General features: G+C 39.4%; 23 protein-coding genes and 3 pseudogenes. 11 read left to right on the forward strand and 15 right to left on the reverse strand.

What is annotated here, in order from left to right; translation table 11 throughout:
- Window positions 1-89: 89 nt before the first annotated feature.
- From ABF638_RS11740 to ABF638_RS11790, 11 genes and pseudogenes are all read right to left on the reverse strand, one after another.
- Window positions 90-2,240 carry an AAA-like domain-containing protein gene (locus ABF638_RS11740; RefSeq protein WP_435022895.1) on the reverse strand — a complete coding sequence of 717 codons (2,151 nt, stop codon included), beginning with the start codon at window positions 2,238-2,240 and terminating at the stop codon, window positions 90-92.
- A 13-nt stretch (window positions 2,241-2,253) separates the two neighbouring features.
- Window positions 2,254-3,738, reverse strand: a complete 1,485-nt coding sequence (locus ABF638_RS11745; protein ID WP_435022896.1) for an AAA-like domain-containing protein — start codon at window positions 3,736-3,738, stop codon at window positions 2,254-2,256.
- Window positions 3,739-3,756: 18 nt separating this feature from the next.
- On the reverse strand, window positions 3,757-4,923 hold the full coding sequence (locus ABF638_RS11750) for a pentapeptide repeat-containing protein (protein WP_292875733.1): 1,167 nt from the start codon (window positions 4,921-4,923) through the stop codon (window positions 3,757-3,759).
- 37 nt (window positions 4,924-4,960) lie between these two features.
- On the reverse strand, window positions 4,961-6,541 hold the full coding sequence (locus ABF638_RS11755) for a pentapeptide repeat-containing protein (RefSeq protein ID WP_435022915.1): 1,581 nt from the start codon (window positions 6,539-6,541) through the stop codon (window positions 4,961-4,963).
- Window positions 6,542-6,769: 228 nt separating this feature from the next.
- Window positions 6,770-6,817 (reverse strand): annotated as a pseudogene (locus tag ABF638_RS11760) (pentapeptide repeat-containing protein); the annotation flags it as partial.
- A 12-nt stretch (window positions 6,818-6,829) separates the two neighbouring features.
- Window positions 6,830-8,002, reverse strand: coding sequence for an IS4 family transposase (locus tag ABF638_RS11765; RefSeq protein ID WP_435022897.1), 1,173 nt, complete (start codon window positions 8,000-8,002; stop codon window positions 6,830-6,832).
- Between the two features lie 17 nt (window positions 8,003-8,019).
- On the reverse strand, window positions 8,020-8,214 hold the full coding sequence (locus ABF638_RS11770; RefSeq protein ID WP_435022898.1) for an IS4/Tn5 family transposase DNA-binding protein: 195 nt from the start codon (window positions 8,212-8,214) through the stop codon (window positions 8,020-8,022).
- A 105-nt stretch (window positions 8,215-8,319) separates the two neighbouring features.
- Window positions 8,320-8,427, reverse strand: a pseudogene (locus ABF638_RS11775) (pentapeptide repeat-containing protein); the annotation flags it as partial.
- A gap of 394 nt (window positions 8,428-8,821) precedes the next feature.
- A complete protein-coding gene (locus tag ABF638_RS11780) occupies window positions 8,822-9,433 on the reverse strand; it encodes a hypothetical protein (RefSeq protein ID WP_435022899.1) in 612 nt (203 codons plus the stop codon).
- A gap of 30 nt (window positions 9,434-9,463) precedes the next feature.
- A pseudogene (locus tag ABF638_RS11785) lies at window positions 9,464-9,571 on the reverse strand (IS982 family transposase); the annotation flags it as partial.
- Between the two features lie 104 nt (window positions 9,572-9,675).
- Window positions 9,676-10,419: a hypothetical protein gene (locus tag ABF638_RS11790; RefSeq protein WP_435022900.1), complete on the reverse strand. Its 744-nt coding sequence runs from the start codon at window positions 10,417-10,419 to the stop codon at window positions 9,676-9,678.
- A gap of 536 nt (window positions 10,420-10,955) precedes the next feature.
- Between ABF638_RS11790 and ABF638_RS11795 the strand changes: the two genes are divergently transcribed.
- The 3 genes from ABF638_RS11795 to ABF638_RS11805 all read left to right on the forward strand — a co-directional run bounded on the left by ABF638_RS11795 (window position 10,956) and on the right by ABF638_RS11805 (window position 12,558).
- Window positions 10,956-11,135: a hypothetical protein gene (locus ABF638_RS11795; protein ID WP_435022901.1), complete on the forward strand. Its 180-nt coding sequence runs from the start codon at window positions 10,956-10,958 to the stop codon at window positions 11,133-11,135.
- Window positions 11,136-11,156: 21 nt separating this feature from the next.
- The gene (locus ABF638_RS11800; RefSeq protein ID WP_435022902.1) at window positions 11,157-11,438 is read left to right on the forward strand and encodes a hypothetical protein; all 282 of its coding nucleotides are present in this window, start codon (window positions 11,157-11,159) and stop codon (window positions 11,436-11,438) included.
- 274 nt (window positions 11,439-11,712) lie between these two features.
- The gene (locus ABF638_RS11805) at window positions 11,713-12,558 is read left to right on the forward strand and encodes a DNA/RNA non-specific endonuclease (RefSeq protein ID WP_435022903.1); all 846 of its coding nucleotides are present in this window, start codon (window positions 11,713-11,715) and stop codon (window positions 12,556-12,558) included.
- Between the two features lie 65 nt (window positions 12,559-12,623).
- On the opposite strand, the gene ABF638_RS11810 is transcribed toward ABF638_RS11805, so the two are convergent.
- Entirely contained in the window at window positions 12,624-13,025 is a 402-nt protein-coding gene (locus tag ABF638_RS11810) for a nuclease A inhibitor family protein (protein ID WP_435022904.1), read from the reverse strand.
- A gap of 52 nt (window positions 13,026-13,077) precedes the next feature.
- On the reverse strand, window positions 13,078-13,599 hold the full coding sequence (locus ABF638_RS11815; protein WP_435022905.1) for a nucleotidyltransferase domain-containing protein: 522 nt from the start codon (window positions 13,597-13,599) through the stop codon (window positions 13,078-13,080).
- Window positions 13,600-13,776: 177 nt separating this feature from the next.
- Between ABF638_RS11815 and ABF638_RS11820 the strand changes: the two genes are divergently transcribed.
- The 6 genes from ABF638_RS11820 to ABF638_RS11845 all read left to right on the forward strand — a co-directional run bounded on the left by ABF638_RS11820 (window position 13,777) and on the right by ABF638_RS11845 (window position 19,667).
- Window positions 13,777-13,956, forward strand: a complete 180-nt coding sequence (locus ABF638_RS11820) for a hypothetical protein (protein ID WP_114085921.1) — start codon at window positions 13,777-13,779, stop codon at window positions 13,954-13,956.
- 133 nt (window positions 13,957-14,089) lie between these two features.
- A complete protein-coding gene (locus ABF638_RS11825) occupies window positions 14,090-14,413 on the forward strand; it encodes a hypothetical protein (RefSeq protein WP_114085929.1) in 324 nt (107 codons plus the stop codon).
- A 263-nt stretch (window positions 14,414-14,676) separates the two neighbouring features.
- Window positions 14,677-15,981, forward strand: coding sequence for an FAD-dependent oxidoreductase (locus tag ABF638_RS11830; RefSeq protein WP_435022906.1), 1,305 nt, complete (start codon window positions 14,677-14,679; stop codon window positions 15,979-15,981).
- A 287-nt stretch (window positions 15,982-16,268) separates the two neighbouring features.
- Window positions 16,269-17,300: an NADP-dependent oxidoreductase gene (locus tag ABF638_RS11835; protein WP_435022907.1), complete on the forward strand. Its 1,032-nt coding sequence runs from the start codon at window positions 16,269-16,271 to the stop codon at window positions 17,298-17,300.
- A gap of 326 nt (window positions 17,301-17,626) precedes the next feature.
- A complete protein-coding gene (gene cas1, locus ABF638_RS11840) occupies window positions 17,627-18,679 on the forward strand; it encodes a CRISPR-associated endonuclease Cas1 (RefSeq protein ID WP_435022908.1) in 1,053 nt (350 codons plus the stop codon).
- Window positions 18,680-18,899: 220 nt separating this feature from the next.
- Window positions 18,900-19,667 (forward strand): RNA ligase family protein, encoded by a 768-nt coding sequence (locus tag ABF638_RS11845; RefSeq protein WP_435022909.1) that lies wholly within the window; start codon window positions 18,900-18,902, stop codon window positions 19,665-19,667.
- Between the two features lie 66 nt (window positions 19,668-19,733).
- On the opposite strand, the gene ABF638_RS11850 is transcribed toward ABF638_RS11845, so the two are convergent.
- Complete coding sequence (locus ABF638_RS11850; RefSeq protein WP_435022910.1) at window positions 19,734-20,057, reverse strand: hypothetical protein; 324 nt, start codon at window positions 20,055-20,057, stop codon at window positions 19,734-19,736.
- A 61-nt stretch (window positions 20,058-20,118) separates the two neighbouring features.
- A complete protein-coding gene (locus ABF638_RS11855) occupies window positions 20,119-20,340 on the reverse strand; it encodes a hypothetical protein (protein ID WP_435022911.1) in 222 nt (73 codons plus the stop codon).
- Window positions 20,341-20,802: 462 nt separating this feature from the next.
- On the opposite strand from ABF638_RS11855, the gene ABF638_RS11860 reads away from it, so the two are divergent.
- Together ABF638_RS11860 and ABF638_RS11865 are read left to right on the forward strand one after the other, a co-directional pair.
- Complete coding sequence (locus ABF638_RS11860; protein ID WP_435022912.1) at window positions 20,803-21,345, forward strand: DUF4334 domain-containing protein; 543 nt, start codon at window positions 20,803-20,805, stop codon at window positions 21,343-21,345.
- Window positions 21,346-21,753: 408 nt separating this feature from the next.
- On the forward strand, window positions 21,754-23,061 hold the full coding sequence (locus tag ABF638_RS11865; RefSeq protein ID WP_435022913.1) for an NF041680 family putative transposase: 1,308 nt from the start codon (window positions 21,754-21,756) through the stop codon (window positions 23,059-23,061).
- Window positions 23,062-23,116 lie beyond the last annotated feature (55 nt).

The following is a 23,116-nucleotide window of genomic DNA, read 5'->3' on the forward strand; positions in this document are numbered from 1 at the left end:
TTTTTTGGGGCTTGTAAGGAGAGACGGAAACCGGAGTCTGCACAAGTGAAATATTACGTTACGGTCAAACTCAATCCTTAGTGGAGTATTCACTTTGACATCAGTGAATCAAAAAAAGATACATCACAACTAGCAAAGCGAGAGAGGAGAGAAACCTCTTGGAAACGGAGTCCAGTAGTAGGTAAATATCCGTCAAGTGTTTTTTCTTGTTGTAATTGATAATTGATTTCATTTAACTCAATTTCTTCTAATTCACCTTCACTAATCCACCCCACTGCTTGCCAAAACTTGATCACAGGTGCAAGTCTTGCTTGTCCAATTGAGCCACTCTTAAGCCAGATTTCTTTTTGCCTTCTAAATCCAAATTTAGCATCACTGTATTTTTCCCACAAAGCGTTTACAACATATAAATCCTCAAGCGGAAAATTCTCAAAATCGCTTCTCACAAGAATTTGGATGCCTTTTTTACCCATTTTTTGAGTCATCAAACGATAGGTTTCTTCATCCGCCTTTTTCCAATCTTTGGCTTCAAGTAATTTTTGAATTGGAGTATAGTGAATAAAAAGATACTTAATTAAAGAACATATAACATCGTTAGTCGCAAAATCAGTATTTTGTTTATTATTAAACAGTTCAATTAAATTTTTATGAATAGACTCTATAATCTCTAAGGGAAGAATTTCCTTATTTAAGATATCTATCTCTTTTTCCAAGGTATATCTAAGAATTTTAAAGGCTCTCATGTAAGCTTTTATTGCATTTTCAAGATCACCCTGCTTTTTAAATAAACTCCCTTGAGCATAATACGCATAAACTAGAGTTTGTAATTTTTGAAAAACAGAATTTATTATTCGGTTATTGTCTAAATCATTCATAGCACCTTGAAATGCTTCATTGTTGTCCAAATACTCTAAAGCAATCTTAACTTTTTCTTCTGCTTTTTGAAATTCTTCGAGTTCCAGGTAAGCTAAAGATAGATGACTTAGTAATATCGCTTTTTCAACTTTATGATCTTGAAATTCTTTCGCCAAACTAGCAAATATTAACACTTCATCACCTGGGAATTTGTGACTTTGATTACGAAGTTTTATTACCAGTTCAGATAGTTCTCTTCTAAGGTTTTCAGCATCCCGTACAGTTTCTAATTGCCTCTCAACCCAGCTCTCGTTAAAAACTTCTCTATAGATAGGATTATAAACTTTTAATTTTTTCTGATTTTTAACAACTAACCCTGATAGCTGTAATTCACTAACTTCAATACTGTTATTACTATCTATTTCTCCTAATTGTCGAATTTGCTGATATAATTCCAACAAATAACTAGCTCGTTGTTCATTTGAAAGAATCCGGTCTCGGATCGTTCGTAAATGCTCTGGATTATCCTGAAATTCCCAATTTTCAATAATCCTTGCTATTACTACTTCCGCAACGGAACGAGGATTATCTTTCTCGGACTCCTCTACCATAAACTTACATAATTTCTGAGTTAGAAATGGTTGTCCGCCTGTGCAATCTAAAATTGATTCGATTACTTTTTGAGGATTTGATACCTTGCCTTCTAAGCCTTTAATAAGCGGTTGGACTTCTGACATCCGAAAACCATGTAGTTCAATTCCTTCTCCAATATTAAAAGGAGTTTGGGTTTTATCAGTAATCAAATCGCTGGGAGTCGCCACACCCAACAATGCAAACGTCAGTCGTTCAAATTTAGGATTATCAACTCGTTGATTTTGAAAAAAACGAATTAAAGCAAAAAAATCATCCGAAGAAAAATCCTGGCTCAGTACTCTGTCAATTTCATCCACAAAAATGACTATTGGTTGCTGAATTTTTTCCAGTAATACTTGTTCGATAAACAATCTCAAACACATGACGGGATCTAGTATTTCCTGTTTTTCTCGCCACCATATCTGCCAATTAAAATCAAATTTATCTTCTAATTGGCAACTTTCTACTAAGGCGTAAACAATTCCTCCATACCATTGTGATTGTGTTACATTGTGTTTGCCAATCCCTGTTAAGTCAATTGCTGCACAGATAGTCCCTTCTTGTTGTAACTTTTGCATCGTCTGTACCCGCAAGCTGGACTTACCCATCTGTCGGGAGTTCAAAACGTAACAAAATTTTCCTGACCGCAATTTTTGGTAAAACTCCTCGTCTGCTTGTCGCTGTACATAACTAGGAGCATCAATTGGGAGACTTGCACCAACCTGATAGAAGTTAGAACTACTGGCTAGCACTTTTCAAAACTCCTTATAAGACGCGGCGGAAATACTCACGGTAAAGTTGGCAACGGGGCATGACATGATTATTCTGTTTTTGTACTAGCCCCAAACTGTGCAATTTATAAATTTGGATTGGATCTAATTCTACTCCTACATTTGAGTTAACTACTCGGTTTAAACATATTCGCAGTTCTGGTACTGTTTGCAAAACACCTAACAGAGAGCGTAAGTGATTATTATAAATCCCTGCTTCTGTTGTCGCCGATTGTAGTAAATTTTTGAGAGTTACTTTTCCTGTTGCTATCTCGTACATTGCCAAGCGTAACAGGTACGGGTGTCCTCCTACCATTTTCCTCAATTGTTCTAAAACAGCATTCCCATCTTGTATTCTATGTTTTTTAACTAATTCTTTGCTTTGCTGTTGATTAAATTCCTCCAGTTCTATAGGTATCCCTGCATTAAAGGGAGATTGATGGATATCCAAAGGGATGTAAGGTTCTGTGGAATGTGCCAGTACTAAATGCAGTTGTTTCCAAACATCAAAATTTTTTCCTTTTTCATGCCAAGAACGCAACATTCCAAAAAAATCTTCTACCACTTCCCTATGAGGAAATAATCGATCTACTTCATCCAAACATAGAACTAAAGGACAATTAATTTTAACTAAAATATGCTTTCTAAAATAAGCTGTACAATTATCATTACTACCTAAAATATCCGTATTCCATGCTAATGACACTTTGTTTTCAATTTCCAGTTCGTCACTAACCCTTCCACAAAACCAACGTAAGAATTTATCAAGATTTGTTAGAATTGCTTTATCTGTGCTACCTAAATCTAAATAAACTGACTGGAATTGTTTTTTCTCTGCATAGGATAAAAGTCTAGTCAACAAGGAAGTTTTACCCATTAGTTTGGGTGCTTTAATCCGAATTAAAGAACTAGGCTTCAAAAGTGCTTCATAAACAAATTCAATACCATCTTGTTCTATATAAAAAGGTGAATTTAATGGCACATATCCGTCTGGATATTCTAATTCAATAGCTGGAAAAGAGTTTATTGTTTTATTCTCAACAAGTTCTCGTTCAATATATATGTCTACACCTGCATCTAGTCTAGAGTTATCATCAGCTTGCAACTGTCGTTCAACTGCATCCAACTTGTCAGCAAGCTCCTTAAGTGTGCGTTCCTCTGACTGAACCTGGTGTTCGTATTGAAACTTGCGGGATACATCGGTTTCAATAAGCAATGCTGTTCGTAGATTTGTAACTTTCTGGCTTTGAAGGGTGTAGGCTTTTTCGAGTGAGTCTCTTTCTTGTTGCGATCGCTCTCTTTGATTCTGTGATTGGACTGAATTACCTGATGTCGCTGTCTGCTGCCCAAGGTGAATATTATAGATGTCGCCGCCAATTCGCCCAGCATTCACTGTGTCAGCATTAACCAATCCACCGCCAAACTGGGAATTGCGTAAGTCACTACTGGAGACTTGCTTTGGGTCTTGTGAATCGGGCATGGGTCTGTTTGGGCAGATTTAAGCGTTGTTGTTATGGATATTACCACCTATTTCATCTGTGTTAACTGTCTCGGCATTAATTAGGCTTCCACCAATCTGAGAATTTCTGAGGTCATAAGTAGCTCTACCTGCCAAGAGCTTTACAATCTCAGTCAAATCGGTACTTTGCTTGCGGTAAATCTCTATCTGCTCATCTTTACCCTGTAACTGAAGTTGGTATTTTTCTTCTAACGCTACAAGTGCTAATTCATATTCTCGTTTTAAGTACTTCTCAACTTCAGCTTTATTAGCATCGGTAGGAACATTCACCCGAATTACAAAAGCACCGTCATTCTTATTTTCGATAGCTTGGATGCTTAGTTCTTCACCGCCACATTTAACCTGTAGTTTTTGAAACGAAGTCAGGAATGCTTGCCAATCAATACCATTGTTAAAAATCAGGTCAACTGTTTCTTGAACTTTTTGAAACAGCTTGGTAAATTCTCCGGGAGCAAAGTTACCATTGCTGGGACGACGTTCTTGTTGACCACTTTTCAAGTAAATATAATGACAATTAATATAATCTAGTTTTGTAAAACTGTTAATGTTCCAGTCTTCTAAACAACTGCCTGTAAGTTCTGCTGTAGTAAAAATTGTTCCTAGTGCTTGAGTTCTAAATAGGTTAGCTTCATGAAGGGTGGCACAATTAAAATCTGCTTCAATAAGATTCGCACAGTTAAGCATAGCTCTATTAAGATTTGCTCCTGCTAAAACCGATCCATTTAGGTTAGCCATCAAGAGGTAAGCCTCACTGAGATTAGCTTTACTGAGGTTAGCTTTACTGAGGTTAGCCTCAATAAGATTAGCTCTGCGGAGATCGGCTTTTCTAAGACTAGCTTTACTAAGATTAGCTTTATGGAAAATAGCCTGTCTTAAATCAGTTTCATCAAGTTCAGCATAACTCAAGTTTGCATTTTCAAGATTAGCTTTTCTAAGACTAGCTTTACTAAGATTAGATTCACTAAGGTCAGTGCCGCTAAGATCAGCTTCATTAAGGCAGATATTGTTAAGATTAAACATAAATAAATTCATTGCACTAAGATTAGCGCTATTTAGGTTTATATTTACGTCAAAAACTTTCTCTCTCCACTGATTCCAAACATCCACCCCTTGCCTAAGTATTGCTAAATGATCTTCATTCGCCATCACCAGTTACCCCTCAGCTTCATCTGTAGCGACTGAACTATTCAGCATCCTGCCACCCTTCTAAAGTTGCCAAAAGTATGTTAACAAGAGGATGATCCACTAATTCCTTCAATGCCTCAGTTCCACCAGATTTCAACGCCCCAATTACCCGCGCTTTCAAAGTGGGATTACTATCGATTTGCTTGAGCGCTTCTGTCACTGCTATCTGTTTTTCTAGTGGAGTGCTAGTAGGGTAACTCTGCCCTAACTGATTGAGAAGCTGCTGAATGTCTGCTGCGGCTTGGGCTAGATTCTGCTTTTGTTCGGGGTTGTAGTTGGTGATGTTGCCGCCGATTTGTTGTGCGGTTACTGTGTCTGCGTTGACTAGACCACCAGCGAATTGAGCGCCTTGTAAGTTAAAACTAGAACTTTTATTATTTACCCTTTGTTGATTATTTTCTCCTTGAACATTATTAATATCGCCATCAACTGAACCACCAACTGAAAAGCCACCGGGATTGTTTGTCATAAAACCTACCTGCTCAACGTTTGAATAAAAGCTGGGACGCTGTAGTGCTGTGACTACCATATTCTGTAAATTAACAATTCTGCTATCCTTCTCAGCGATAACTGCTTTAACTTCCTGTTCTGCCAGAGCTTTTAGCTGATTATAAGTAGCGAAATACTCCGCACTCAGTTGCGATTTATCGGCTGCGATCGCTGTTTTGGCACGGAGCAGAAATTTGTCCTCACCACGTACTTCCATCCCAACAATCCGCAAATCCGCTTCGGGGTTATTTTCTGCCAACTGCTTGAAGGAGATAGCGATCGCTCTGGGATCAACTCCTTGGTTATGGTACAAGTCAAGGGTATCGAAGATGGGTTTGATAAAATCTCCAAACTCACCCAAAGCAAATACTTCTTGCCTGTTGTCGGGTTTACGGTGGGGGTCTGGGTTATCTGGCGTGGGCAGACGCATATAAACGTATTCACAGCGTACTCCATCAAATTTGGTGTCAGTGGTAATGTTCCAATCTTCAATGTATGTCCCGGTGAGAGTTGCGCCTGTAAAATCAGTGCCGTCTAGTTGAGTTTGCACTAACTTGGCTTTGGTTAAGTCTGCATCTTGTAGGTTAGCGTGGCTCAAGTCTGCACCAATGAAGCTGGCATCTTTTAGGTTTGCTTCTTTGAGATTAACTCCCCGTAGATTTAATCCATCAAAATTTTTATTTTTTCCAGATTTTGTAGTTACTAAATGCTGTATTTGTGGTTGAGCAAGATAATTTCTTACTGTTATAGTATATTCTAGGTTCTTGGCTTGAAACCAACAGGTATGAGTTATATTGGCTCTTCTAAAATTGCTATATTTCAAACTTGCCTTGCTAAAATCTGCTTTTGTTAAATCTGCGTTCTGAAAACTAGTCCCACCTGTATTAACAATAGCTATCTTCACAAATTCATCGACTATTGCTGTAGACATAGGTAAAATACCGGCCTTTACTTTATTGACTGCTGTAGACACCATTCCTGCCTGAGAACCAATTAAAGCAATGAAAAATATCCCACACAAAGCAAAGCCTACTGGTACGAATCCCGCTAGAACTATAAAAGTAGATTGATTTATTAAAGCATATATCATCAAAGCAAGAATCCAAGTTATAAAACCAGCTACTGCAAAAACAGCAGTTACTGTTAGAGCAAGGCTTCTAAGGTTAGAATGGTATTTAGACGCAACAAGCGCAATACAAAAGGTAAAAATAATAGTTCTTACTACAGCGATATAAATAGAGCCTAATATTGCTGATAGCAGTAAACAAATCAACAGAGTCAGACAGCCAATAAACCAACGCTTCTGCAATCCTGTTTTTGCGTAGCTAAAGTCAGCACCCCTCAAATTAGCACCTGTAAAATCTGCTGACTTTTCCCGTTAAGTCTCTCTAGCAAGCTTCCAACCCTCACAGAGGTCGTGCAATTTTAACCAGCCTCGCCACAAGACTTGGATGCCAATCGGTGTTTTACTTCGATGTTCTAGGTAGCCACCAAGACGAGCAACAGCTTCAACAGCCCAATTAACTGTTAGCACTTTGGGTAATTTGGGAGATTTAGCTTTTAAAATCTGAATTTGTTGGGGATTGAGGATTTCAATTGCCAGGGCTGAAGGCAGGGTGCGATGGAGATAAGTCAACTGTAAAAGCTCAACAGCAATCACACTCAAAAAACCAATTAGGGTCTTCATCCCATCGGCAGCAAGTCTATATCTTTCCACCTGACATCCAGACTTGAAAATTTTATGATACTCTTCTACTCGCCAACGGTAAGAATACCAACGTAAAATGGTAGAAGCCATCTGGATATCTGCAACAACTTCTGTGGTTAGCAACATCCATTCTACAGGGGTTTCACCTTCTGGACAATCAACTTCTGTTGCATAAACAGCATATATCGGTAGAGGGTCACGGTTGTCAAAACGATAGGGAGTACGGAGATTCACGGGGCAAAATCGTACAGATAACTTCGCCTTGCGAGCAGAACGCTTGCTCGTCTTGGGTAATTCGATTTCTTGTTCTAGCCTGACAGGTTGCGCTTCCAGCTTTGACCAAAGACGCTCAGTCTCGGAATCTAAACTACGGTTATGAGCTGCACGAACAAGAACTCCGGTGTGTTGAAGTTGACGAACTTTATCGAAAACTTCTGTGATATCACCCTCTCGGTCGAAAGCATGAATTACTCGTGTGTGCTTACTTACAAGGTTTTCTACAGTGGTGAGTGCTTCTACCCACCGATAAGATTCTTTTTGTTCAAAGGAACGCTTGCGGGCTTCTTTACGGGCTGCTGCTTGCCGTTTTTTCTTTTGTATTGGGGTTTCATCTTTTGATGGTTTCTGTTTTAGCTCTCGATTCCAAAGTTTTTGCCACAACAGACCAAGGGACTGACCTTTTTCAGGTTCCATAGCTAAAGCGCTGTGTAATATTAAACCGTTACCTCCCTTACCAATCGGGCCGTAACCTTCTTTTTTAGCTGCAATACTGCCATAATCAAGAAAAGTAGTGTCCCCGACACACAGCACTACATCATGCTCCGCAACAATTTCCGCCGTCATTTGGCAGTGCGGCTCTATTAGCTTGGTAAATTCCACTTTGGGGTTGGCAAAAACTCGTATGCTCTCTTAAGTACGGTTCCGCTGTTAAAGATTTCTGAGAGTGCTTTGCCAAATCCCTGGCTTAAAGCATAGCCGATTGACATTGCACGCTCATTCAATCGGCGATCGCCTAATTCACAGGTTGCAAAATTTTTCTCCCACCAGTCCAGCATTGCTTGTTACCTCTAGCACACGATTTCAATCACTGTACCGTATATACTGTGCTTTATCCAAAATCCTTTCTGAGCAAGCTTTTTGAGACTTAACGGGAAAAGTCAGGTAAAATCTGCTCCCCGGATATCAGTGTCGCTAAAGTTTGCCCCTGTAAGGTTTTGACCTTTAAATGAACGACCTCTAAGGTTTTGGCGGGAGAAGTCTTGAGGCATAGCAGGGCTAGTGAAAGCGAGGGTTATGTTACATACAGCTTAAGTATGAGCTTTTACGGACTGTAACACAAGATTTCTGTTGAAGTTTGTGTGTTCAGCGATCACATCTCTTAAGCAAGTTTTAGAGTAAGCGATCGCACTTGAAGATAACCCCTGCCTCAGTGAATCAGATGAAAGCAGCAGTCGCCAACAAGGTTGCCCAAGAAGTCTGCTGCAAGTATTGCAGAGTTACCATAATGAGGAAGCAAATATTATCTTTGTGACCTTCTGTCATCTGAATTGTTGGCGAGTAGCACCATAACAGTACTTGGAGAATTGGAGCAAAGAAGACTCTAAGAGGTTGTTTGAAAAGTCAATACGGTCAGCGTGCAACGGGATTGTTAGCTCTTTGACGTTATTTCAATGGACGACTGAGAAATTTGTTAATTTGATACACTGTATCCTGTTGAACACCAGTAAGTATATCTTTCCGAACTATCTTTCCATCTTGTCTTCTTCGAGCTAATTGAACAACTTGAACGGAAGCAACGCCTGCCGATGCGCCAACGAAAATTTGTTTGCTGGCTAGTGTAGCCTCTACAATTTGGTTGAGTGGGTATTGAACTGAGGGATACCAAAGTAGAATCTTAGAATATTTTATAGTCAAAAGTTTTCTGCTTTTGTCGAAAGTAAGAGAAGCAATCTGCGGAAACTGAAGCAAGCCGACGGCTGTAAGAGATAATAAGAAAGCAACTCCTAGGGAAGGAATAGAAGCGAAAGTGACTGTGAATAAGTAACCAAGATTTTTTTTATTTCCTGGAAACAAAAGATGAACCAGCAGCCAACCAATAGCAAAAGATATAGCAAAGGATTTATCGTTGAGCGGAGGCAGATTTTCCGAGATTGCTACAAAACAGATAGTAACAAGAACATTCACTCCTAGCGCTAAACATACCAGTTCGAAAGCACTGGTAGGCTCTTCACGCCTAATCACTAGTTGCTCTTCCGTAGACTCTACAATCTTCATGATTATTACGTTAACGTAAGTTCGAGAAAACTAAAAAATGGCAGGAGGTAGCGCAGGCAAGTCTTTAGGGTAAATGTCAATAGAGGGTTTGTTGGGTAAGTAAGTATAAGCAACTAAACCAGCTACCAAATTAACCAATACGAAGGCTTATACTGCTGGCATAAAATTTGACTTATTAAAACTTTTCAAACACCCTCTTATATTACTCTATAAGGATCATGATGAGAAATTAGCCAAACTGCTTAATCAATAGTTGTTTGTACAGATGCCTTTCTGAACAAACGTGGACTTGTAATCTTCAGCTTACCTTCGCTAGCTAGCTCCTCAGAATGTGTTAAATCAATCTCGCGGCTTTTGAAAATCCAGTACGATGCAAATATAAAAATTGCAACTGCTTCAACAAAGAAAACTGTTGATCTTGCCTCTGAAGTAGGTTGTAAAACTAATGTCAGTAGCACAGTGATTATAGGAAAAACGATCATTCCTATGCCCATTAGAGGATATATCCTACTGTAAAAAGATCGAATATTATCATTTTTTATCAGCTTAAGCGTATCTGATGCTCTAAAAATACAAACATACGCAATGGACAGGAAAAACAGAATTGCGAAAGTCCCATGTAGCGAGAATTTGCTACATGAGTTGCCGCAACCCCACTCCATAGGAAATAGCGCAACCCCGACAACAGAGACTCCAGCAAGGTTTAATGCATAGTTTTCATAATTCGTGTAACCTTTATAGAGATACAGAAAGACCCCAACGGCACACAAGATACCAACAAATACGTCCCTCGTAGTACCGCCTCCGCTATGATAATAAGCACTCATTGACTCTTGAAGCGGTAGGTTAGAGCGAAGATACCCTACAATCCATAAAAGAAAAGGCAAGACAATTGCAAGCCCCGCTATTCCAATGCGAAGATTAGTATACGTAAAAGTGATATGCTCTTGCAGCTGCTCTTGAGGTTGCTCTTGTTTTAAGCTCATTTACTTTTTAACTCCTGAAAAGTTTATCTATGCAGATTTTAGAAAAATTATCGGCTTGTTTGTTGACACAATTTATATGTCATTGGAGGCTTTTTTGCATGAATCGAAAAAAGACACATTTTTCATGGATTTGAGCAGTAATTAGTCTACCATCTTGTAACTATCCGTTTTACCTAACTGCATTATGTAGTTAAGCTTCAATTCGACAATAAACTGAATATAATTCCTTTGCCTGGCTCATTTTCAGTTTTCATAAAACACAAGATGTATTAAAGCGTTTCTTTGTTTAGACTGGGATACTAATCTGCATAATGGTTAGTGTAAGTAGTGTCTATATAAAGCTACAAATGTACAGAACTGAATTCCAGGCTGAATATAGTAGTCTCAGTAGATTTACAATAGAGTTTGCTTAATTTTAATTAAGCTTTCCGCTATCAGCCTTGATTTGAGGGTTTCAATACAATTTATTGCTTGAATTTATTTGCTGATTAGTCACGGTTTCTTCCCTTTCGCACCCTCGCTATGGAGATTCGGGAGTGATTGAGGCTTCGGCTCCGAATAACTATCAGCAGATTGTTAACTTTGCTGATGGCGAAAGGTTGTTGATCAGCAATGCTGATTTGACTGACGCAATTGTGTCCGAATCGAGTGAGCGGACATACCCAAAAGAATATTCTGAAGCGATTGCAGCACTAGAAGAACGCCATAAACAGTAACTAGAGCGATTTTCCCAGGAATTGAGGATTGGACTACAAGCAGAAGCTAATGCCACAGTCGAAGAACAAGCTAAAGAGCAGTGGTCACATGAGGCGATTGTTGCAAGGTCAAATGTGCGACCGGAGCGTATGCAGAAACTCAAAGTTGCAGGCAATTCGGGCGAGAATCCAGGATTTGAGTTTCTTGCGGAATGTTGGAACAATGACCCGGCTTTGCAGATCGTGATCAAAAAACTATTAGCGAAGTTTCCCCAGTGGGGGATTGCTTGTGTGGATGGGGTGCTGATGAAGTGGAATGAATAGTGATGCCTACGGCAACTCTATTTCTAAGGAAAACCCACTTATTGCTGTTTCTACACTTGTTCAACTTGCCATTGCTCAAGTTTCCTTTAAGAATACTATTCTTTGGCACTTGAATTTAAGATAATCACCTCAATAATTACTAGATGTTAATGCAATCTTTACAGCTTTTTAACTTCTGCTTATACAAGCAAAGCTATATTGCGATCGCTAAGTTTTACTGAATCTCTGTAACTTTAGCAGAAACAATTGTAGTTTTTTTAAATAAATAGTAATAATGAAAAAGTCTCAGTTTTTCAGAGCTATTCTACCTATTGCTGTACCAGCAGCAGTATTTTTCACTCTGCTTAATTATCTACAAAAGCCACTAACTGCCCAAACCTCAAGTGTTCATCTAAGAATGGGCAATCCTAGTAATGCTGGCAGCAGTTACAGTAATTTTTTGTTGAGCAAATCTCAATACGCAGTTTCCCATAACTGCTATAGAGGGACACCAAATTGGGTAAGTTGGCAGCTAAACACATCATGGCTAGGAAGCGCACCTCGCCAAGATGATTTTCGTGCAGATACTACATTACCTTCAAGCTGCTACCGAGTCACTTCTTCTGATTACACTGGCAGTGGCTTTGACAGAGGACATATGGCTCCGTCCGCAGATAGGACAAATACTATTGCCAATAACTCTGCTACTTTTTTAATGACAAATATAATTCCTCAGTCACCTGATAATAATCAGGGGCCTTGGGCTGTACTAGAAAATTATTCTAGAGACTTAGTAAACCAGGGGAAAGAACTTTATATTATTTCTGGTTCTTACGGCACTGGTGGAACAGGTTCTAATGGAGCAAAAAACACAATTGCTAATGGTAACGTTACAGTTCCGACCAGAACATGGAAAGTTATTGTAATATTAAATTCACCAAATTCCGATGCTAGCAGCGTCAATACTAACACAAGGGTAATTGCTGTGAATATGCCTAATTCGCAGGGAATTAGAAATAATAACTGGACAAGCTACAGAGTTAGTGTTGATTCTATTGAGATAAATACTGGTTACAATTTGCTCTCTAATGTTTCTTCCTCTGTTCAAAGTGTAATTGAGTCCAGAGTTGATAACTTGTAAGAATAGTTAGCTCACTAAAAACTTAAAGGCTGTATATAAATACAGACAGGCTAATGATTGCTGGGTTAGGTTTCTACAACTTTTGCCGAAATTCCGGCTAAATCCGCAGATGGAGTTTTACCAACAATATAAATATCAAGGTTTATCGTACCTATGCGATAAACCTTGATATCAGTGAGGTGATCTTTTAGTATTTTGACAAGTGATTGAAACTTTGACACATTTTGTTTTTGTATTTCATCGTGCCATTGTTTTTCCTCAGCACAGTTACGAAATATATAATCTAGTTCTACTTCTTCAATTGATGTTTCTAGAGAATGTCCTGTTAACTGGAGAAGTTTTTGAGCGGTCATTGGTTCTTGTGCTTGATTAGACCACAAAAAAGCTTCAAATGGATACTCTGATTCACTTATCATTAACAAACCATCGAAGGCTTGTTTAAGTTTTTCTGTAATCTCGTTAGTCATAAAATTTATTTATGGTTATGAGCATTGGTTTTTGAGTTTGCCAATCAGAGAATTAAATAGTTGCGTGTTTGAGCCTAACTGGATAAGGCTTTGTTTTGAGCTTCAAAGCTTCTAAAACACCATCTGGGTCGTAAAGTACCTGACAAATAGCAATTTCGCCCATATAAATCGAGGATACAAAACCATGAGGATGTCCTGGTTGATAATCAATAGTAATTTGTCCAGCATGGCAATCATCAATCACACGATTGACCTTCGCCAAATCACGATAGAGAAAATCTACACCTATACCTTGAACTTGTAGCCAACCGCCGCCATTAATCCACTTTCCCCATCCACCAATCACAGTAATCAAATTTACCCGATGGTTATCATCAAGCTCAGAGGCAAGGCGATTTAGAGCAATTAAATCGGGCGGGTTTTCTGAATTATAATAAATTCCCAAATCTACATCTGACTTATTGGTGTGGTTGCCCCGTGCCCGTGAACCGCCCAATGAGATAGCTGTAATTCCCTCAATTGACCGCAAACTTGAAACAATATGGTTGATGAATTGAGGCGATTCCTGATTCATAGAGCGATTGTTACATTACTATCGCTGTCATTTTATATTTTAAAGGCATCGCTACTTAAATTTATAATGCGATTGATTCGTTTGGACTCACTGCCATTATAAAAGTATAATTTCTAAGCCGCGCCTGTTACCAGTCCTGAGAAATGGTCACATGAGGCGATTGTAGCGAGGTCAAATATGCGACCTTTAAGAAGGGAAAAACTAAATCGAGCGGCGAATTCTGGCGACAATCCGGGGTTTGATTTTTTGCGAGAGTGTTGGAATGATGACCCGGCTTTGCAAATTGTGATCAAGAAGTTGCTAGCGAAGTTTCCGCAATGGGGAATTGCGATTGTGGATGGGGTGTTGGTTCATTAGAATGAGTAACAAGTGTGATGCGTTAAAAACGAATAATGCAAAGTTTTGTAATAATTTTGGCTTGATGCAAAAAATTTGAATTTTGGGGTGAAAGCTTAGTACACCTGGCCACACCAAACATAAGAGCATGATTATGAATTCAACAAATCCCCCTGAAAACGTGATTAATCGTTTGCAAACTATTTTGGATGCCACGGCTACGGGAAATTACGACCTTTTTCTCACAGTTGGTGATTCAGACTACAGAACGGATATTACCAAAGAAATTTTTGACCAAGTTAGCTCTCCACTAATTCCTCGTATGTCTGAAGGTTATACAACCACTTATTTCGGTGATCTCAAACAAGGAGAAACTCAGACATATTTGTGGAAGCTGAGTTTTGCTGATGATGGGCATGAATTTATAGTACGTATGGGGATGAAAGGGGACAAAGTTAATCTGATATGGATTACTTAAAATAAAAGATTGTTGTGTTGAACCCAAAGCCTTTCATGTTCCTTGCGCGTGTCATAGAAACGATACCCGTTCTGCTGCCCTGTGCCAAATCCTTAGAAATGCTCACATGAGGCAATTGTAACGCCTTATGAATAATTGATTTGCCGATATCAAGCGTGCCATTCCTATCTTGAACCTTGAAAAGGCTGAACCGTATTGGCATATAACGCTGAAGATAAAGTTAGTACAATTAGATAGGGCTGAAATTCTCATTAACAATTACGATGCGAATTAATCGTTTAACCTATGAACCTTCAACCCGTATTGGTATCATTGGTGCTGGATGCGCTGGTTTAACGGCTGCCGAAGAATTGCGCGATCTTGGATATAAAAATATCACCATCATTGATGCCAAAAATCGCGTAGGTGGGAAAACATATTCAATTAGGTACAAAGATGCAAGTCTTCAAACCCGTGGTATTTACGAGGGTGGAACTGCCTGGATATTACCAAGCCCCCTATATAAGAAATACAGAAAAAGGTATGCAATTTCTCCATCGCTTCATGTGATGCCACGGGTGCAAATATTTGACTTAGGGACTGGCAAAGTTTCTAGCCCGTTTTTAGTAGATTCCAAATATTCTTTATTGGGCCGACTCTGGCAGCTAAGAAAATTTTTTCAAGAATTAGACAAGTATACTTGGGATGAGGAGCCAGGCTATATCAATCCTGCTTACCGAGCGATGAATAAATCATCTCCTCAATGGTTTAACAAACAGGGTTTGGATTTTATTCGAGATGCTTTAATGCCGATTGCGAATGCGGGACAGTTTGGATATCTAGAACAAGAAGCTTCTACTGCTTATGTGATTAGGCTGTTAGCATTATGGAACCGTTGCAATTTCCTGAAAAAATTGGTTCTGAATATGCCTCAATTGCAAGAAGGGAATCAAGAATTATGGAATCGTTTAGCAGCAACCCATAACTTGTGTCTAGGACAAACTATTGAGCGTATTTCTCGCGGTCAAACAATCCTGGTCAAAACTGCCTCAAATCAGTGGGAATTCGAGCATTTAATTTGGACTGCTCCTGTAGATGACTTTCTTGGCGTAGCAGATGCTTCCCCTGAAGAAGCAGAAATTTTTTCTAGGGTACGTACAATAAAAAGAGCGGTTATTACCTGTAAAGTAGAGGGCTTACCCGCAAACATTTTCTACGTAATCAGAAATACTTTAAATCAGCCTTTAGCAACTAGTTATCCATTAGCTATCTACGAGGTTGATCCAGGCAGTAAAATCTACAACTTTTATCCATTTATGGATGAAACGACAACTGTTGAAGAGTTGGAAAGCAACGTATCCGATTGTGTCAAAAAGCTCGGAGGTACTCAAGTGACACTTATGGGGCAACCCCTAATTTGGAAGTGGTTCTCTCATTTTTCAGCCGAAGACCTCAAGGATGGTATTTATCAACGATTAGAAATGTTGCAAGGTAATCAAAACACCTACTTTGCTAATGAAATGACTGCTGGGGTGAGCGTACCTTATGGTATGGAATATGCGGCTTATTTAGTGGAACGCTTCTTTTGAGAGTTGACATACTTCCTGCAATTGAATTGAGGAAGTGGCCCAGTTGCGGCGAATTTGGGGCAAAATTCAGGGTTTGACTTTTTGCAAGAGGGCTGGAATGATGATCCCGCGAAAGCAAATTATGATCAAAAAATTGCTGACGAAGTTTGGGCAGTGGGGCATTACGATTGTTGATGGGGTGCTGGTGAAGCGAGATGCTAAAGTAAAATGATGCTAAAAGACCTAGAAAAAGCCAAGGAAGTCTGTATTGACTCTGACCAACTCTCAGTCACACCCAACAAAAACTTATGACTAGAGCGATAAATCGACAGTTTCTATTAGCTGCTCGTCCCGTTGGTGACATTAAAGAAAGCGATTTTGAGTACCGAGAAGAGCCAATCCCCAGCCCAAAAGATGATGAGGTGCTGGTACGTACTATATATCTGTCACTAGATCCTACCAATCGGATCTGGATGAGCGATATGGAGCAATATATGCCTCCTGTTGAAATTGGGGAAGTTATGCGTGGCGGTGTTATAGGTGTGGTTGAAGAGTCCAAAAATCCCAATTTTAAAAAGGGAGATTTGGTATCAGGGTTGCTAGGGTGGCAAGATTACGCGATCGCCCTTGGAAACAGTGGCTTTTCGCTGACGCGATTACCTAATCCTCTACCTTGTCCGCTCAACGCATTTACCGGGCCACTGGGAGCTACTGGTTTTACAGCTTATTTTGGGTTATTAGATATAGGACAGCCAAAAGTTGGAGAAACTGTGGTCGTTTCAGCCGCAGCTGGGGCAGTTGGTTCCATTGTTGGACAAATTGCCAAGATTAAGGGTTGTCGGGTAGTTGGTATAACTGGCAGTGATGAAAAGTGCCGTTGGCTTACAGAAGAACTTGGCTTTGATGCAGCAATTAACTATAAAACTGGAGATTTAGAAAAAGCATTAGCTCAAGCTTGTCCCAATGGAATCGATGTGTATTTTGACAATGTTGGCGGAATAATCCTTGATGCCGTCCTAACCAAAATTAATCTGCGCGCCCGCCTGCCTTTATGCGGTTTAATCTCAACTTATAATGCTTCAAAGCCTGTTCCTGGCCCATATAATTACAGCCAAATTCTCATGAAACGCGCTCTCGTCCAGGGATTTATTATCTTGGATTATATTCCCCGATTTCATGAAGCAATAGCAGAGATTGGAAAGTGGCTAAACCAGGGGCAAATTAAATATGCTCTTGAGATTGTTGAAGGCTTGGAAAATGCACCCAAGGCGATCCTAAAACTTTTCGACGGTAAAAAAAAGGGAAAACTGGTTATTAAAGTCTCAAATGAGCCTATCTGAAAAATTTATAAACATCCTCTAAAAGAGCTTAGAGGTTGTTTGAAAAGTGTTTTACTATGACTTTTTAGCGAGGTCAAGTCTGCGACAAAGCTGGCATATCTGGCGTATTTATTACTAGCGACTTACAATTTCACTTAATCCCTATCAGGGATTGAAACTCTATCCCTTGTAGCATTTCATGGGCTTTGATGCCCTTGAAATTTCACTTAATTCCTATCAGGGATTAGGATATCGAGACAAACCGATAATAGAGCTAGTTTGGGCTAAAGGTAGTGAATATTATCAGTTTTCACACGAGTATATTTGAGAGTTTAGGGAAACTAATAATGGCGACAACTAAATATCAAGCTTATATAAATGTGCCAAAGCCGAGTCCAAAACTAGCAGAAATAATAAAGCAATCGGGGACGACCTTATATTTAGATACAGGGGCAATAATCCAACTCATAGAGCCAGATACATCGATATTAAAAATAACTGTAGATAGACAAGAAAGCATATTTAAATTGACGGATATTCGTGCGATTCTAGCAACAGAACCAGAAATTAAATCGTCAGCGCTCACAAAAATTTTGCAATGGCGCATTCCAGTAATTTTATTTTCTCAATCTGGTGAATTTCTTGGAAGGATTGAACCAGATTACAAAATCAGAGCAGATATTGTACAATCCCAAGTAGCGATGACCGATGCCATGAGAGTTGAGGTTATGCAAGGTGCAACTTGGGGTCGCCTCCGTCGCCTCCGGCGGTTTCTACAACGCTCTGGGCGTGATGGTGCTGTAGAAATTAGTCAAGCTTCTAAAGATATTTTACATCTTAGTAATTGCATTACAAACCATGATTCCATTGCCTCATTGCAAGGGTTAATTGGGCAGGCAATGCTGATATTTTATCGTATACTTCCCCAGTGCATAAACCCGGATTGGAGATTTACTTCGCGGCATGATAATTCCCCTGTTTGCCGGATGCTTGACTTTAGCGAGAAGCTTTTGGAAGAATCAATCAAAAATGCTATTTTCTCAGTAGGGCTAAACCCTAATCTTGGTTACTGGCATCAAACCCATCACCAAACCAAAGGACTAATCACCGATCTAACTACAGAATTCCAAATCTTAGCGATCGCCTGCGTTAAGACTGTTTTGAATCGTGGCTATGTCACACCGAAGGATTTTAATAAATGCTGGGATGAAAACACACTGCCGCTCGTTGCAGCCCAAGCAATTACCCGTGCTTACCAAGTCAAAATGGCTACGGAAATCAGCTACCCTGAAATCAAAATTAAATGCACTTATGAAGACCTGTTCTACATCCAAGCAAAACAATTAATCTTGTATTTACAAGGACAGATTCAAGAATATTACTCTCCTGACTTAAAATAATTAAGGATTAATTTGGATCACAAGACAGCTTTGACTCTCGCAAACTCCCAACGCCAAGCCGTCTCTACCAGTATTTGTTTGCCGTTAGTGAACTTGATAAACTCAGTGCCTTCATCATAAAAACATCAGCAGCAAGGCGAACTTGCTTTTGCATACTACAATTGTAGTATTTATACTATTAAATACAAGCTGAGAGTTTCCAAAGTCTGTAAGGTTTTTTATGAGTTATAATTTTTCGGTGCGAAGTTGTGATTTAAACAAGCTCAACTCCATGACCAAATATCCTAGTATCCCAACGTATCATGCGTTAGGTGATAGAGGGGGATTGCTTGATAAGTTCGTTAGTTTCGATGGAGAGGTTATCTTAACTGAGAAAGTAGATGGTACTAACTCTCGCATTATTATTTTGCCCGATGGTAACTATGTTCTAGGCAGTAGGGAAGAATTGCTTTTTGCTAAAGGTGATCTCATTGGTAATCCGGCACTGGGAATTGTAGAAGCCCTTCATAGTGTTGCAGATTTACTGCCCCAGTCAGAGCATAATATTATTGTTGTCTATCTTGAACTGTACGGTGGCAAAGTCACGGCTGCAAGTAAGCAGTATACAGCAAAGCAAAGTATTGCTTGGCGACTATTTGATGTTGCGGTGATCACTGATATTACCATGCTGTTTACGAAGTCTGTACAACAATTAGCATCATGGCGAGACAACAGTGGGCAGACATTTCTAGATGAAGACCAACTCAATAAAGCATCTATTGATTTTGGGTTTGAACTAACACCGCGACTTGCAACTGTTGAGTCATTGCCCATAAGTATTGAGGAAACTTATGAGTTTCTCAAAGCTTTGTTGCCAAAAACCTTATTAGCTCTAGATGAGGGTGCTGGTGGTCGAGGCGAGGGTATTGTTGCCAGAACTTTTTCTCGAAGTACGATCGCTAAGATTCGTTTTGAGGATTATGAACGTCACACTAAACGTCGTCAATGATTGAGTCAACTTGGATTGTTTGAAAACTTAATTAGCCAATTGGTATTGCAACAATTACGAGAAAGATTACAAACCATCTGTGCGATGTATGGATTCAATTAACTCCTCAACTTCTTCTTCGTCCAGACATTGTTTCATTTGGGTGGTGAACCACTCAAATTCTTCCGGTTCTGTGTCCGTGACTCGGTAAACCAGTAATGTTCCTGCAACACGGGCAAGAGTAAGACGTGATGGAGAAACATGGCTCAGTAGATCGCACGCATTCTGGTATATTTCCATGACTGATAATTCGGACAAAGGAGATCCCAACTGAGCAGAAAGCTGTTTTAGATCCTCCTGAATAGATGAATGGAAGCCTGGATCTTCGGGATGGGAAAGAGGGTTACTCATAATTGTCGTTCAAATGCCATTGGATTGGGACTAGAAGCAATTTAAACACTTTTACTGAAGTTTAGAATCTTGACCCGCAAAGAGACTGAAGTTGAACTTCCGGCAAGTTCCGATTCTTTTCCCGACAAATTAACACATCAGCTAACTGTCGTTCAGCATAGAACCGATGAGCTATCCAACCCAAGGGAAGACCAGCCAATAGTCCAACAATTAACCCAATTATCAAGCTAGAAACAAGATTCTTTCTAGTGATAGTATTCTGCGGCTCTACTCTTGCTGACATAATTCCCCTTCAAATGAATAAAATGCCTTTATTACAATTATCGCGTCTCCTAAATTTTTTAATATAGCAATCCGAATTGAATCGTGAGAAGATACAGAGATTAAAAGTCGCGAAAAAATCAACACAAGCTAGCCCCCGCCAATAAGTATAGAATTCCAGATTTGGGCAAAGCCTTGAGCTACGTCTTTTGGAGCATTCACCATTGACAAAGTACTATGCAGCTTCAGCAGACAGGCTAAGAGAATAGCGCTCGTGTTCAATTGGTTAAGTGTAGTCTTCTCAAAAAATGCAACGCCTGAAAAATTAAGCGAATAGAACTAAAATTTATATGGCACTTACATAAGATAAGATTAGTGAGCCTATTATCATACTCATTTCCCATTAGAGTAGGGTGAACACACAACCAAAGGATGACCATTAAAAGCTCGTGTCGGCAAGATTATAGACATAAGGACAGTAACAATGGAAACATTAGAAAATTATCAGTTGATACTGAAAACGGGTAAAACTACGACAGAAAAAGCTTTAGAATTGTTTGACACCCTTGAACCTGTAAATTTAGGCTTTATGTTTGGTCGTTGGCAAGGGTCTGGACTGCATACAAATCATCCAATGGATGGGTTATTGGAAATTTCCAATTGGTATGGAAAGGAATTTATAGATTCTGAAAATGTTCATCCGTTATTATTTTTAGATGGTCAGGAAAAAATTTTCCAGGTTGCGCCTAACCCCACTTTAATGAACTGGGTTTTAAAATTGCCGATCCCCAAAAATAATTCTCTCAAACCATTGCTGATCTCAATTAATTCTTTACTGAAAACCGATAAAAGTCAAGCCAGACTGCGGATGATGGAGTATAGAGGAAAAGTGACTGCTACAATGATTTATGATTATTTGCCAATCAACGATTCTTTCAGAAAAGTAGATGAAAATACTGTATTAGGAATTATGGATTATAAAAACATACCTCAACCTTTCTTTTTTATTCTCAAGCGATGCCTTTAGCATTTCAAATCGGCTCTATTATGCCAAAGTGATCGCATCGAAGATAAGTTTGGTGCAACAATTCAGTGGAGGGTTATGACCCGCCACTGAAAGATTACTGACGCATTTATTCAGAATAGCTGAATTCTTTTTCAATCAATCCGCATCGCTATAATAAATTGGCTGCAATACTTTACTGGAGTTTAGACTAAAAGCGATAAGAGAGAACGCAAATAAAAAGAAATTAGAGGTTAAAAATATTCTCAAGTCAGCCTTAAAGCATCCGCGACCCTGAACAATTCTGTAGTATATCTGCTCCAGATAATAATACAATAATGATAATGAGCAAGAAAAAAGGGGTGTCTGATTGAATACAGTCCCCCTTTTGGCAGAAAGTGAGAAAAGAACTACCATTACTCACCTGCCAACATGAAAAATGCCAGACTTGAAGAGTTTCGTCAAGTAGCTTACAAATATTTAGGTAGAGCCAAAGATGCCACCTTTGAATTAACAGATGCGATATTGCTGACCCGCAATGTTTATTCCTTAGCAGATTTATCCTTATCACCAGTATTTAGACGCAAGTGGTCAAGTATTTATGAAGCGCTACAAGATAGCAGGCCACAGCGCCAGAAATTAATGCAGCTATATATCAAACAGATACCAACTGTGGAGCGACCTCTATTGGCAGGAGATCATACCAACTGGTCACGACCAGATGCAGTAACACTACAAGAAAGAACTTATGAACATAGTGGCACATCCATAGCAGGAAATAAACCAATAACTGTGGGACAAGGATATAGTACTATTGCTTGGATACCAGGGGATTCAGGTAGTTGGGCGCTACCCTTAAGGCATGAAAGAATTACAAGTGGAGAAAGTCCAATCTCAAAAGCAATTTGGCAACTAAAACAGGTGTGTAAATATTTACCTGTTAGACCAATTTCAGTTTGGGATAGTGAATATGGATGCGCTTCTTTTATCTTAAAAACTGCCAATATTCCCGCAGATATTCTCGTTAGGTTGCGCTCAAATCTGTGTTTATGGGGTGAACCAGGAGCTTATTCAGGGATTGGCCGTCCCAAGAAGCATGGTAATAAATTTAAGCTCAATGAACCAATAACATGGAGTGACGCGACATCTGTGTTGGAAATGAATCACCCAAAATTAGGACGTGTGCGTGTTAGCCTGTGGAAAAATTTACATTTCCGTAAAGCAGCGACATGCCCCATGTCACTGCTCAGAGTTGAACGTCTTGATGAACAAGGTAATCAACGAGTATCAAAGCCTTTGTGGTTAGCTTGGGTAGGAGAAGAAATGCCTCCTTTAGAAGAGGTTTGGCGGCTTTACTTGCGTCGCTTTACAATTGACCATTGGTATCGCTTTTTAAAACAACGTCTACATTGGACTGTTCCCAAGCTAGGCACTCCTAAACAATGCGAGCGGTGGAGTGACTTAATGCCTTTTATGACTTGGGAGTTGTGGTTAGCTCGTGATATTGTTACTGACAATCCTCTACCTTGGCAAAAATCAATCGATAAATTGACCCCTGGGAGGGTCGCTCAAGCTATGGGAGGTGTTTTTGCGGCCATTGGTACTCCAGCTGTTCCACCCAAACCTCGCGGAAAGTCCCCTGGTTGGAAAGCAGGAAAAAAACGTCACCGTAAAAACCGATACCCCATTGTTAAAAAAACAGTAACACGACCACGTAAAGAAGCATCTGTTGCTGTTTAATAAGTAGCTAAACAAAATTAATTACATAATTTTTACCAAACTCTCGAAGAATCTT

This window comes from Nostoc sp. CALU 1950, assembly GCF_051172895.1.
Taxonomy (GTDB): domain Bacteria; phylum Cyanobacteriota; class Cyanobacteriia; order Cyanobacteriales; family Nostocaceae; genus Nostoc; species Nostoc edaphicum_A.